This window comes from Ignavibacteriales bacterium (assembly GCA_015709675.1).
GTDB lineage: Bacteria > Bacteroidota > Ignavibacteria > Ignavibacteriales > Ignavibacteriaceae > H2-BAC3.
Window position 1 is genome coordinate 1138669 of the sequence record CP054182.1, and the last position, 12949, is coordinate 1151617.

Below are 12949 nucleotides of genomic sequence, written 5' to 3' on the forward strand. Positions count from 1 at the left end.
TTTGATAAGCATTTTAAGGCATTTATCAGGTGACCCTGCAATGAAACAGTTATTTTTGGCCCTTCTGATTCTTCTGATCATTGTATCTTCAGTAAAGACCACTTCGCCTCTTCCGCCGCCGGCCAGTACCTTTATCGTTGAAGGATACGTACAATGTGATACCATTTCTGACCGCTCCTTATATACCGTTGTTCTGTACGGAAGAAAAAACGGAAGAGATTCCGCACTGGTACTCTTGCGGGGAATGGGCTATCAGGATGAACAGCCGGTTGCGCTCACTCTTACAAACGGATACTTCAGACTCAGGGTAAGCGACTGGGAGCAGCTTGATACTATCTGCCCCGTAATTATTGCGGACGGAGGTGTGAAGTATCGGGGACTGACACATCCTGTCGATAAAACAAGACTTCAGCCAGTATATACTTACTTCAGAGACTCAGATAATGACAACTACGGATGCAATTCCTGCAACTCTGATGAGGTGAGCTCAGCTCCGCCGTATGTGTCGAAGTATGAGTATTATCTTTTTAATGCAATGATTCATATATGTAATTAAATTGTGAATTGTGAATTGTGAATTGTGAAAATATGCTTTATGATCAGGGTTCTTAAGAGTTCCGGATATAATAAGAAAAGTTAATAGGGCAGATGCTGAACCGGGGAACTGAAGGGATTTGGCTGTAACACGGATTTTTTGACAATTTTATGACATCTTTCTGACAATCAGCCTGATATGCAGAGGTATGTTTGAAAGAAAAATAGTGAGATTTATCATGAAAACGAATTTGCTCAGGTTAATTGCTCTGATGCTTCTTTACCCGTATCTTACCGGCTTTACCCCCGACAGCACCGGCAGTGAAAATTCAATCTTTGTATTTCTTTCCGGCGGAGGCGGAAATCTTCAGCGTATTGCCTATGGCTGCAGCGGCGAAAGAGCACACTCTGTTGTCCCTTTTACTGATTATGGTGCCGGAGCGGAGGTTAACTTACAAGGTCTCATACTGGGAGCCAGAGCCGGCGGTTACCAGGTTAACAGCTATACAGCGGTAATGAAAGATGAAAATAATGTTGAAGTGGGAAGAAGATTTTATACGGAGAGCAAGGGTACATATACAAATCTTTATGGCGGTTTTACGTCACGATATGCATCACTTACCGCAGGAGGGATTTTTGTAAATGAACAGATGTCTAAAGTTACCGGCTACGACGCACCATCCGGGGAAGAACCTGTCGTGTCGCAGGCAAATACCTGGCAGGCCAGACTCCGGCTTGGTAACGAGCAGGGATTATTTGCCTCGGGAGAATTATTAAGTTCATCTCCGATATTCAGCGGCGGCGGAGTAGTAAATCTTGGAGCCGGGGTTTGTGTTAACCCGGTTTCCGAAACGAAAATCTGGTTCGGGCTGGGTCTTATTGATTTCGAAAACGGAGCACCGATTCTAAAAATTTCCAGCCGGGTTTACAATGATTATTATGGTACCCTGACAGGAGGTTTCTCGGGCAGGAGAGAGACTTCGTTTTTATCATTAACGGTCGGAAGGAAATTTAGTTTTTGAACGGTATTTGAGCAAGGGGAAACAGGGAAAGTTATTCAGAATCTGCCGGTGAGGGGTAAGCCGGCAGATGTTATAGTTCCGGCCTTCAGTATACTTCATTTCTTTTTTCCTCATTTCTGACAACATCTTTACAATTCCGTGACATTAATACAATTGAGTCAGAATAATTTATGCAGAAAAAAAAGATTACTATGAAAACCTTTTTTCTGATCTGCGTGGTACTGGCAATGACGGAACATCTATTGCCCGGGTCAGTTTCAGACTCATCCGGCACCAGGCCGGGACTGAGACTTTCAATAGCAGCCGGTGCCGGGAACTTTAATAAAACATCAGTCAAAAAAAACGATAAATTTTTAAGGTCACTTCCAGCCGAATTTGATTATGACTTCGGAGCTGAATTTTCATATGGGTGGCTGAGGGCAGGAATAAATGGGGGTGTGTATAATAAAGATATCTTTGAGCGCTATTCCGCGGAATTTATTGAAATGTATGGATTCGGTGCCCGCTTTAATTATTACAAAAGTTATGTAGGCGCATATGCGGGGCTTTCCGCCAGATATGCTGCCCTTACGGCCGGATATCTGACCTATGGCGGCAATAACAAAATGGGAATACTGCATCTGCGCATTGGCGCCAAGGATATGTACTATGCGACCGTTGATATCAACGGCTCCGCTCCGATGGCAAGCGGAGGCGGAATTGTCACGCTGGGCACCGGTTTCATTATTGATGACGAATATGAATTAGCCCTTTGGGCGGGTATCGGATTTATTGATTTTGAGAATGTTGCCGCATATATTAAGCCCTCTATGATGCTTGCCTGGAATCTCCATGTTGCTTTGACGGCCGGACTGCCGTTTGCGGGGGGATCAAAATTTCTCTCATTACAGTTAAGCAGGGAGTTTTCGCTGTGATATATCCGTGTACCTGCCGTCTCTCTTCTGTTTGCTCTGATTTCATTAACGCGATGCTGTCAGGTATATATAAACGGCGTCCGTGCCAGAATACGGTTACACTGAAACGGGACATATAATGAAATCACCGGTTTTGCTTTTAATTATAACCATCCCAGTGCTGTTTGCGGAAATGTACGGTTTTATGCCGGACACGAACGGAACCGCATATTCGGTGACTGCTTTTATTGCCGGAGGGGGAGGCAGACTTGAGCGGCTGATTTATGGTGACGGTTATAATCTGAATGCAGTTGTGGCCGGATATGCTGACTATTCCGCCGGCGCGGAGCTGACGTTCAAAAAACTTGTTGCCGGAGTAAAAGCGGGGGGATATACAATCAGCGGTTTTACCCAGGTGATTAAAGACCGATACGGTACTGTAATTAAAGAACGACAGTTCAGCAGCGGAAATGGCCGCTATCTCGCTTTCTACGGAGGGCTGAGAGCGAAATACGGATCTTTTCTTATAGGCGGGTTTTTACCTCGCGAACAAACCCAGATTCCTGCGGGGGGCGATACAATTGACGAGAATGCACTGCGCATTATATATGATAACCGGTGGCTGGTCAGCATGCGCTTAGGCAGGGAGGATGGATTTTTTGTCACAGGGGAATGGTTTAATTCGAATCCGTTAATCAGCGGCGGCGCAATAACTCTGGGTGCGGGATATATGCTGCTTCCTCAGTATGAAGCCTCGTTTTGGCGCGGAATTAGTTTAAAGGTGATCAGTAAAAACCCGGTGATTTTTCGTATATCCGGACGTGTTTATCATTCATATTATGTATCACTGACAGGAGGGTACAGCGGAGCTGATCATGATTCTATGATCTCATTGAGTCTGAGCAGGAAACTTCATTTTTAGTATTTTTCAATAATCTCCGGATGCTGCATATTTTGATGCTCAAGAGTTTATGCTGGGGGATATGCGGATACATCAGACAGCGGATATATATTAACCGGTTTTCGTTCATTCTTTCTTTCACTATTATGACAACTTCCTGACAAATCAGGTTAAAACTCAGAGTATGTTTGCAATAAAAAGAAAGGTTTCGTCATGAAAACACATGTAAGTTCATTAATCACCGTTATTCTTTTCAGTTCTCATCTGTATTCTGTATCTCCGGACAGCACTGATAACGAACTCTCGCTGCAGGTCTTTCTTTCATACGGCAGGGGCAGTCTGCATCGAGATGAAAGATATCCTGCATTTTCATTTTTTGACTACGCCGGAGGCGCTGAGATGAAATATAACTGGCTGGTTGTGGGAGTGCAGGGGGGAGAATATAAAATCAGCGGCAGTTCAACAGATCAAAACAATCCTGAAACCGGCGGGTACTACAGTGAGGGGAACGGAAGCTTTGTATCAGTTTACGCAGGATTCTCTGCCAGGTACGGATCACTCCTTGCAGGGGCAATATTTCCAAAAGAACAGTTACAGGTACACTTTAAAAATCATGAACCCCTGGGGAATGCCGACCCGATTATTTTCAACAACAGACTGATGCTCAGTCTGCGCATCGGCAGCGAGGACGGGTGGTACGCCTCAGGTGAATGGTTCAAGGGAGCACAGGTGATAAGCGGGGGCGGAAGTTTTAAGGTCGGAGCGGGGTACAGCATTGATGCTGAAAACGAATTTAAAATATGGACCGGAGCAGGTGCTGTTGACAAAAATAATACCACCTTTATTATGACAGTATCCAGGCGTGTAAGCGAATCATACTACTTATCCAGCACCGCAGGCTACTACATAAAGAATAATACAACAATGATCTCAGTAACATGTGCAAAGAAGTTCAGATTCTGATCGTCATAGGCCGGCGGTATCCGGAATCTGAAATAATGCAATCTGCCGGTTACGGGTGAGCCTGCAGGGCGGCTGAATCCCCTGTAAATCTTTGACTGGACGGGTTTATTCTGCCGTCAATAGGTCAAATTCTCCCCCCGATTTACTGATTTTTCCCCTGAAATTTGGGAAAATGGTTATCTTTAAAGTCTTAATTTTTTAAGGAAACTCCCCGGGCATGACAGCAAGGGAACAAAAAAAGCTGCTTGATGAACTGAAGCGATATGAACCCTCAATGGTACCGGCTGACCGCGATGCCTACAAAATGATGGTGAAGCGTCAAAAGGATGATGAAGATTTTGATACTCTTACGGAGCAGAAACTGACCGCTCTGCACGGGAAATATGTGAAGTTCAAATCGAAGAGCGACTTCGATCAATTTTTTAAGAAATAAAACCGTCTCATAAAACTTATTCAGAGGACTGAATGAATTTTTCTTTATTCCACAGGATAACCGCCGCGGTGGTGTTTGTTATCTCGACTCTGGTGCTGCTCTTTACCGTGCAGCCATCGGTCTCTTTCTGGGACTGCGGTGAGTTTATCGCTGCTGCTTATTATCTGCAGGTGCCTCATCCTCCCGGAACCCCCTTTTTCCTTCTTGTAGGAAAAATCGTGTCTATGATACCGTTTGCCGAAAATATCGCTTACCGCGTTAACATGGTATCGGTCTTCTCAAGTTCCCTCTCGGTTCTTTTCCTCTACTTAGTAGTGGTTAAACTGATCAGAAACTACAAAAAAGCAGAACCGGCAAACCTGTGGGAAGCGCTCGGAACATATATACCCGCTGCCATCGGCGCGCTGTCATTTTCTTTCAGTGATACATTCTGGTTCAACGGAGTTGAAGCTGAAGTGTACGCTCTCAGCACCGTGCTCTTTGCAGCCATTGCGTATCTGATGCTCCGCTGGAATGAACGGGCAGATGAAAAGGATAACGAAAAGTATATCCTGCTGATCGCGCTGCTGATAGGATTCTCAACCGGTGTGCATCTGATGAGCGTGCTGGCAATTATTGCCGTGGTTATGGTCATCATGTTCCGGAAATATGTCACCGATGATGAGATGGCGAAGCGCTCGGGATATTTCCTGCTGATACATATTGGTATCGCGCTTCTTTTCGCGTTTATCATGTGGGGAGGCGAAAAATCCTCAACCCCGCCTGATATTGAGCAGTATAAAGCCTTTGATTCGAAGTTCGTGACCTTTATCGGTCTGCTCAGTCTGGTGTTTATAGGCATCAACTATAAGAGACTGGTAAACTTAAGTTCTTATTATATACTTCTTATTCTTGGCGGTCTTGCTCTGGTGGTAACCTACCCCGGCGTGGTAAAGATAATGCCAAACATGCTGAAAAATATAGCTGGAAACAATATTAACACTGCTCTTATCATTATCGCGCTGGTAATGGCCGGACTTGCAGGGTTTGTATATTATACTGTTAAGAACAATAAACCAACGCTGCATCTGGTTGGTATGTCACTCATCCTGATTATCCTCGGATTCTCAACCTATACCATGGTTAAGGTTCGCGCGAATCAGGATCCCCCGATGAATGAAAATGAACCAAAAGATTTCACTGAGCTTGTATCTTATCTGAACCGCGAACAGTACGGCGACTTCCCGACATTCAAGCGCAGATTTGCAACTGAACCCCATCAGATGGTTGTTTATGATAACTATTCAAGCGATCTGGATTTCTGGTGGCGCTATCAGATGAATCACATGATGACCCGCTACTGGCTTTGGAATTATGTGGGACGCGAATCATGGAATCAGGATTCCGGAGTGAATGCATGGCCGTTTAACGGACTGGCAAATATTATCGGCAAGCCCTTCAGTATATCTTTTGCGGGTGAGGCTAAGGACTCCCTCTTCGGGATCCCCCTGCTGATAGGACTGCTCGGTATATACTTCCACTTCCGGCGGGACTGGAAGATGGCATCGGTCTTTATGGTGCTTTTTATTTTTATGGGCTATCTTACGGCATTTTATCAGAACCAGCAGCAGCCGCAGCCCCGTGAACGTGATTATTTCTATGTGGGTGCATTCTTCGTCTTCTCCGTCTGGATTGGTCTTGGTATCCGCGGACTGATTGAGATCATCCATGACAAGATGAAGAGCGCTGAGCTGAAGCCCGCAATTGTAGCCGCGGTACTGCTCTTCGGAATAGTATTTGTGCCGGGAAGAATGCTTCAGGCAAATTATTATACCCACGACCGCTCAAATAACTGGGTACCCTGGGATTACTCATACAATCTGCTGCAGAGCTGCGAACCGAACGCGATTCTCTTTACAAACGGAGATAACGATACATTCCCCCTCTGGTACCTGCAGGATGTGGAAGGAGTGCGGCGTGATGTAAGAATCGTGAATCTGAGCCTTTTGAATACGCCATGGTATATACGCCAGCTCAAGCATCTTGAGCCATACGGATCAGCCGTGGTTAAAATGAAGATATCGGATATGGGGATACAGCAGATCCGTCCCATCATCTGGAAGGGAGTTGATCTGAATGTGCCGGTGCCTGCTCATGTATATCAGGAGTTCGGCGTTACCGATACGAGCATAATTAATCAGGGTAGAATTTCCTTCAGGATGAACCCGACCATTAATGCCGGTGAAGTTCAGGCAGTGCGCGTGCAGGATCTGATGACCCGCGATATTATTGAGAGCTTCGGTTGGGAGCGGCCGGTGTATTTCGCGGTAACATGCACCGAAGACAGCAAAATTGGTCTCGGTGATTATCTCCGTATGGAAGGTATGGCAATGCGCCTGGTTCCGTTTAAGAGAACACCGGGAGTTGAGTTTGTGAATGAAGAGGTGCTTCGCGCGCAGATTTTCGATTCAAACGAAGAAGAGTTCAGCAAAGATTTCCGTCCGGGCATGAAATTCCGGGGCATTAATGATGAAAGCGTCTTCTTTGACGAAAACCATACACGGCTTTCGCAGAATTACCGCAATGCGTTTATCCGTCTGGCTCTTTATTATCAGAACACCAACAGAATGGATGAATCCATTAAAGTTCTGGATGAGATGGAAAGAAAAATTCCGCGCAAGAGAATGCCTATGGATTACCGCCTGCAGTTTGACCTGAGCGGACTCTATATGGTTGCCGGCGCGATGGATAAATATAAAGAGTATGCCGGTGAAGTTGAAGCCGAAGCATTGAAGAGAAAAGAGGGAAGCGCCATGGATATGGGCAATCCGTATAACTCTTACAGGATTCTGCTTGAGATATATACCAACATGAAGGATTATGACAAGTCAATTGCCCTGCTTAAAGAACTGCAGGCATATTATCCTAATGATCCTTCACTGAAGTCACAAATTGAGATGTATGAAGGGCTGAAAGCCACCACGGCAATTCAGGATACTTCCAAATAAGCAGCGAATTATGAACCGCCGGACGGAGACAGAAACCATTAAATCTTCTGTCATTCTGTCCGGCGGTTTTTTATTGATATGAAACAGAAACGGCTTTTGGTTATCGCGCTCTCCGGAATAGGTGACGCGCTGATGTTTACTCCCGCGCTGAAGCGGATCAGGGAGGAGCGTCCTGACCTGGCTGTTGATGTCCTGCTGATGTATAAAGCCGCTGCTGATATTTATGAGCGGAGCGGACTTGCCGACCGTGTTCTCTTCTTCGATTTCCTGAACGCAAATCCCCTATCAGCACTCCGGTATGTTCTTTCTCTCAGGGGGAAGTATGATTTTTCGATAAGTGTATATCCTTCCAACCGGAAAGAATATGCAGTTATTTCATTTCTTATAGGAGCTGACAGGCGGGGCGGGATTAAATATAAAAGGGTATATAAGAAAGAACTGGGTTTTCTGAATAATGTTCTGGTTGATGAAGATGACCGAAAGCATAATACCGAGCATAATCTGATGATTGCAGCGAAGCTGCTCGGATTTGAAGCAGGAACCCCGCCGGAACTGGTTTTTAATCTCACCGGTGATGACCGCTCTTTTGCTGAAGAATATATCCGCACGCTTCCGCAGGGGAAAAGAGTCATTGGTATGCATCCCGGCTGTTCTCTGCTGAAAAATCATATTAAAAGAAGATGGGAGCCGGAAAAGTTTGCTTCACTTGCAAAGAAACTGATTACTGATGATAATGCACTTGTGCTGATTTTCGGAGGACCCGAAGAAGAGGAGCTTAAAGAATATATCCGTAAGGAATGCAATTCTGAGTTTTGCTTCAGTGTAAAGACGAAAAACCTGGCTCAGTCTGCCGCTATTATCGGTAAGTGTGATGTGTTTGTGACTAATGACTCAAGCCAGATGCATGTTGCCGCGGCAATGCAGCGGAAAACCATAGCCATCATAGGGCCGACCAACACTTCATATATTTATCCCTGGAGGACGGAGCATACCATGGTTTCACTCGGGTTAGAATGTTCACCCTGCTTTTTTTATTCCCCGAGTCCTCTTTCCTGCAGCCGCAGCGATGTGCAGTTTAAGTGCATTAAAGAGATTGATACGCAGATGGTATATACCGCTGTGAAAAAGTATCTTTAGCTTTCTTCTTCCCCGGTTTCTTTGCTTTCCCTGAAGTGAAGAAATGCCTTGTATCCCCTGAAAATACCATAGAGCAGAACAATCAGTCCGAATGCAACCCGGAATGTTTCGTTCATGTCCAGGTACTCACTCCCGAACAGAAAAAATAATCCCGCCCCGAGATAGAGGAAGATCATAGCCAGACCAAAGATGAAATTGATTTTCTGAAACATACCTGGTTCCTTTTTTTTTCTAATAATCCGGAATTAATGTGTTCCTGCGGTATTCAGTGAGCAGGGATGCGCCTGGCTTCCTTTTTCAATCTGAATGGTTGAGTGGGAGATACCAAAAAGTCGTTTAAGATCAGCACAGATGTCACTGAGAAGTTTGTCATCCGGTTCTGAATCCGGCATAATCAGGTGTACGGTTAGAGCTGTTTCTGTTGTGCTCATTGCCCAGATGTGCAGATCATGAAGTTCCTTCACTCCATTGATGGAAAGAAGAAACCCGCGTACCTCGGTAAGGTTTATCTTGCCGGGGACAAAATCCATCGCGAGATTAAGCGAGTCCCGGAGCACTCCCCAGGTATTATAAACGATAACAGCTACAATAACCAGACTGATGACCGGATCAAGAATATATATATTCCATGTATAAATGATAAAACCTCCGGCAACAACCGAGACGGAAACCAGTGCATCTGCCATCATATGGAGATAAGCGCCTTTGATGTTCAGGTCGTGTTCTTTATCCCGGTAAAAGAGCATGGCTGTGGCAAAATTCAGGATGATGCCAATTCCCGCTACGATCATGATTTCGGTTCCGGGAACTGCCTGCGGGGTGAAGAAACGCTGGACCGCTTCAGCGGCAATGAGAGCCGCAGCGACCAGAAGCAGTGCCGAATTGAAAAGTGCAGCCAGAATGCTTGATCTTCTGTATCCGTATGTTTTATTGCCTCCGGGGCGAAGCGTGCAGAGATAGAGGGCAAACCATGAAGTGAGCAGGGCAAGCACATCACCTAAATTGTGCCCGGCATCGGCTATCAGGGAGAGCGAGCCGGTCAGGAATCCGTAACCGCCTTCTATTATTATATAAAGAACATTAATCGCCACACCCAGGGCAAAGCGGGTACCCATCTTTTCAAAATGGTGATGGTGATCATGCGCATGGGAGTGTGAGTGATGGTGGCTCACGGCTGATTATTTACTTCGGATAATTCTGAAAAAATCATTCCTAAAATTACTAAGACCTTAGCTGCTGATAAAAGAGAATCAGAACCGGATCAGGTCATTGAATTGAGGATGTTCCTCAGCTGCTGAGGATAATTGGTGATGATGTTATCCACCCCCGCCTGAATCAGCTCGCGCATATCTTTTTCCTCATTTACCGTCCAGATATGCAGTTCTTTGCCGGCCTCACGCGCCTGTTCAATGAATTTTTTCCCGGCATTTCTTTTATGCATACTCAGTACGGGGGACTGTATGGAAAGTACATTATATGACGGCATGAAATAAAAAATAAGGCCGGTACGCATTTCAGGCGCAGTACTTTCTACGGCTTTAATCTGCCCGGGTTCAAATGAAGTGATAATTGCCTGACCGGAAAAATTCATCCTTTTCACGGTTTCACACACTCTTTCGGCAAGGCGGACTTCATAACCGTTTGTTTTTAATTCTATATTCAAAAGCATTTTGCCGCGGACCAGTTCAATTGCTTCTTCCAGCAGGGGAATTTTTTCTCCCCGGAACGCATTGGAAAACCATGAGCCGGCGTCAAGATGTTTAATTTCGTCATAAGAGGCCTGCCAGATATTCTTTTTAATGCCGGCAGTTCTTTTCAGGTCGGGGTCGTGCAGCAGAACCAGTTTGCCGTCAGAAGTTTCCTGAACGTCAATCTCGGCATACTCTGCCCCTGCCTCAATGGCTTTTTGTAATGCAACAAGAGTATTTTCAGGAGCCGAACCCGAGGCCCCTCTGTGAGCTGTAATTTGTACTGGCATTCTGCTGATATTTGTTAACGAACGGGCAGTAAATCTGAAAGCAGCAGATTTTGCCTGTCCCCAGAGTCAAACTGAAAAATAATAAATTGTACAGAAATATATAAAACTGAACCGCAATATTAAGTGACAATTTGCGTATCCGGCAGAATCATGCGGATTTAACCGAATATGTGAGCAGAGTTACAGCGCATGAATTCCGGGGAGGGATTTTCCTCTTTTGGGGTAATTAGGTAAATTGAGAGGGTAAAGAGCAATAATTACGGTATTACTTGAGTAAATTACTGAGCCGCTTCAGAAATCAGCGGAACGGGCAGCAGGATCAGAATGAAAAATGGGGAGCTTACGGTGATTTCCTTTACCGCATGTTCCGCATCCTCCGGGCTGTTCTGGCGATTATTGCCGGGGTAAGCATGATAGCCGAGTACGGATTTCATCTGCATCCTGCATACTCGGAAGCCGGGCATCAGCTCCGTGTATATATACTTAACGTCTATTTTATCCTGAGTCTTTTTCAGATTCTCACCGCCCGGAATATTCCCGAATACATCAGAAGGAGAAAAGGGGAATCACTGCTGCTGCTGTTTATCGGGGTTTATCTGGTGTTCCCCGATCTTGCATCTAAAATTGCTCTTTCAGTTAACCCGAATCTGACACCGGTTGCCGTTACCAATGTATATCTGGTGGCCAGCCAGGTATTTCTTCTGCTTGCACTGATCTTTAACTGGGTGCGGTTTAGTTCACGGCTGACCAACTACCGTATTCATCCGCCCGCGCTGCTTATGATCAGTTTTCTTTTTCTCATCATGTTTGGAGCGGGTTTGCTTTCGCTGCCAAAAGCCACGCATTCAGCGGGTATGCCGTTTCTGGATGCGCTCTTTACCTCGGCGAGTGCGGTTTGTGTAACGGGTCTTACGGTGGTTGATACGGGCAGTTATTTTACCTTTACCGGGCAGCTGATTATTCTCTTTCTCATTCAGCTTGGGGGGCTGGGCATTATGACGCTCACTACTTTTATAAGCGTGATACTTGGCAATGCAGCTCAGCTTAAAGAGTATGCAACGCTGAAGGATATGCTGGATGAGGAAAGTACGGGAAAGATACGGCAGACGGTGCTGGTGATCGTCCTGATGACGGTAATAATCGAATCAATCGGAGCTCTAAGTATATATTACTCCATTGATCCGGCATATCTTTCAGCCAGAAAGGATAAAATCTACTTTGCGGTTTTTCATTCGGTGTCCGCGTTTTGCAATGCCGGATTTTCTCTGGATCCGGCAGGCCTTGCGCATGTCCGTCTGGCATCGAACAATCTGATGCTTTTTACCATCATGACACTCATTGTGTTGGGGGGACTTGGATTTCCGGTCATGTCCAATATCGGAAGAAAACTAAACCCGTTCGCACGAAAAGGATTCAACCGGCGCCGGCTTTCACTTCACAGCAAGATCGTTCTGGTATCAACACTGATACTCCTGGCAAGCGGGCTGCTGCTGATATATATACTGGAGTCCGGCCGGATACTCGCGGGAATGAGTTTTGCTGAAGGCTTTATTGCATCGCTCTTTCAGTCCGTTACGCTAAGAACCGCGGGCTTTAACACGGTTAATTTTTCCGCGCTGGCGGAGCCGACGCTTTTTATCATGGTTTTGTATATGTGGATTGGGGCTTCACCCGGTTCAACGGGAGGAGGCATTAAGACGACTACCTTTACCGTTGCATTATTAAATCTGGTGAGTCTTGGCAGGGGAAGAAGATATGTGGAGCTCTGGGGAAGGGAAATACCTCAGGTTGCAGTTATTAAAGCATTTGCCACTATTATTCTCTCCGTATTCTTTATTTCGCTGGCTATTTTCACAATGATGCTTGCCGAACCTGACAAGGAATTTATGGCGCTTCTTTTTGAAGTGGTTTCAGCATTCAGTACTGTCGGGTTAACTACCGGAATCACAACATCGCTCAGCCCGGCAGGTAAATGTATTATCATAACGATGATGTTTCTGGGAAGAATAGGATTGCTCACATTTCTCTTTACCTTCCTCAGACACCGGAGTGAAGGAAAATACCGTTATTCAGAAGAACATATTATAATATAGGTTTACGC

General features: G+C 45.5%; 12 protein-coding genes. 9 read left to right on the plus strand and 3 right to left on the minus strand.

All coding sequences use genetic code 11. The annotated features are described in order from the left end of the window. The first annotated feature begins 40 nt into the window (after positions 1–40). From HRU80_04200 to HRU80_04235, 8 genes are all read left to right on the plus strand, one after another. Positions 41–556: a hypothetical protein gene (locus HRU80_04200; protein QOJ28118.1), complete on the plus strand. Its 516-nt coding sequence runs from the start codon at positions 41–43 to the stop codon at positions 554–556. Positions 557–773: 217 nt separating this feature from the next. Further along, on the plus strand, positions 774–1556 hold the full coding sequence (locus HRU80_04205; protein ID QOJ28119.1) for a hypothetical protein: 783 nt from the start codon (positions 774–776) through the stop codon (positions 1554–1556). 170 nt (positions 1557–1726) lie between these two features. Further along, positions 1727–2470, plus strand: coding sequence for a hypothetical protein (locus HRU80_04210; protein QOJ28120.1), 744 nt, complete (start codon positions 1727–1729; stop codon positions 2468–2470). A 118-nt stretch (positions 2471–2588) separates the two neighbouring features. Further along, entirely contained in the window at positions 2589–3371 is a 783-nt protein-coding gene (locus HRU80_04215; GenBank protein QOJ28121.1) for a hypothetical protein, read from the plus strand. Between the two features lie 192 nt (positions 3372–3563). Then, on the plus strand, positions 3564–4313 hold the full coding sequence (locus HRU80_04220) for a hypothetical protein (protein QOJ28122.1): 750 nt from the start codon (positions 3564–3566) through the stop codon (positions 4311–4313). A 217-nt stretch (positions 4314–4530) separates the two neighbouring features. Beyond that, positions 4531–4746, plus strand: coding sequence for a hypothetical protein (locus HRU80_04225; protein ID QOJ28123.1), 216 nt, complete (start codon positions 4531–4533; stop codon positions 4744–4746). A 32-nt stretch (positions 4747–4778) separates the two neighbouring features. Continuing rightward, positions 4779–7733, plus strand: a complete 2955-nt coding sequence (locus HRU80_04230) for a DUF2723 domain-containing protein (GenBank protein ID QOJ28124.1) — start codon at positions 4779–4781, stop codon at positions 7731–7733. A gap of 78 nt (positions 7734–7811) precedes the next feature. Beyond that, on the plus strand, positions 7812–8870 hold the full coding sequence (locus HRU80_04235; protein QOJ28125.1) for a glycosyltransferase family 9 protein: 1059 nt from the start codon (positions 7812–7814) through the stop codon (positions 8868–8870). Here the strand turns inward: HRU80_04235 and HRU80_04240 are convergent. The 3 genes from HRU80_04240 to HRU80_04250 all read right to left on the minus strand — a co-directional run bounded on the left by HRU80_04240 (position 8867) and on the right by HRU80_04250 (position 10848). After that, entirely contained in the window at positions 8867–9082 is a 216-nt protein-coding gene (locus HRU80_04240; protein QOJ28126.1) for a hypothetical protein, read from the minus strand. The genes HRU80_04235 and HRU80_04240 overlap by 4 nt on opposite strands. Before the next feature lie 33 nt (positions 9083–9115). After that, on the minus strand, positions 9116–9985 hold the full coding sequence (locus HRU80_04245) for a cation transporter (protein QOJ30448.1): 870 nt from the start codon (positions 9983–9985) through the stop codon (positions 9116–9118). Positions 9986–10131: 146 nt separating this feature from the next. Beyond that, a complete protein-coding gene (locus tag HRU80_04250; GenBank protein QOJ28127.1) occupies positions 10132–10848 on the minus strand; it encodes a glycerophosphodiester phosphodiesterase in 717 nt (238 codons plus the stop codon). A gap of 269 nt (positions 10849–11117) precedes the next feature. Here HRU80_04250 and HRU80_04255 point away from each other — a divergent pair, with 269 nt between their 5' ends. After that, on the plus strand, positions 11118–12941 hold the full coding sequence (locus HRU80_04255) for an ATPase (protein ID QOJ28128.1): 1824 nt from the start codon (positions 11118–11120) through the stop codon (positions 12939–12941). Positions 12942–12949 lie beyond the last annotated feature (8 nt).

Excerpts from the sequence above, each read along its gene's own strand:
- HRU80_04200 (QOJ28118.1), top strand. The coding sequence starts at position 41 with ATGAAACAGTTATTTTTGGCCCTTCTGATTCTTCTGATCATTGTATCT.
- HRU80_04205 (QOJ28119.1), top strand. The coding sequence starts at position 774 with ATGAAAACGAATTTGCTCAGGTTAATTGCTCTGATGCTTCTTTACCCG.
- HRU80_04210 (QOJ28120.1), top strand. The coding sequence starts at position 1,727 with ATGCAGAAAAAAAAGATTACTATGAAAACCTTTTTTCTGATCTGCGTG.
- HRU80_04215 (QOJ28121.1), top strand. The coding sequence starts at position 2,589 with ATGAAATCACCGGTTTTGCTTTTAATTATAACCATCCCAGTGCTGTTT.
- HRU80_04220 (QOJ28122.1), top strand. The coding sequence starts at position 3,564 with ATGAAAACACATGTAAGTTCATTAATCACCGTTATTCTTTTCAGTTCT.
- HRU80_04225 (QOJ28123.1), top strand. The coding sequence starts at position 4,531 with ATGACAGCAAGGGAACAAAAAAAGCTGCTTGATGAACTGAAGCGATAT.
- HRU80_04230 (QOJ28124.1), top strand. The coding sequence starts at position 4,779 with ATGAATTTTTCTTTATTCCACAGGATAACCGCCGCGGTGGTGTTTGTT.
- HRU80_04235 (QOJ28125.1), top strand. The coding sequence starts at position 7,812 with ATGAAACAGAAACGGCTTTTGGTTATCGCGCTCTCCGGAATAGGTGAC.
- HRU80_04240 (QOJ28126.1), bottom strand. The coding sequence starts at position 9,082 with ATGTTTCAGAAAATCAATTTCATCTTTGGTCTGGCTATGATCTTCCTC.
- HRU80_04245 (QOJ30448.1), bottom strand. The coding sequence starts at position 9,985 with ATGGGTACCCGCTTTGCCCTGGGTGTGGCGATTAATGTTCTTTATATA.
- HRU80_04250 (QOJ28127.1), bottom strand. The coding sequence starts at position 10,848 with ATGCCAGTACAAATTACAGCTCACAGAGGGGCCTCGGGTTCGGCTCCT.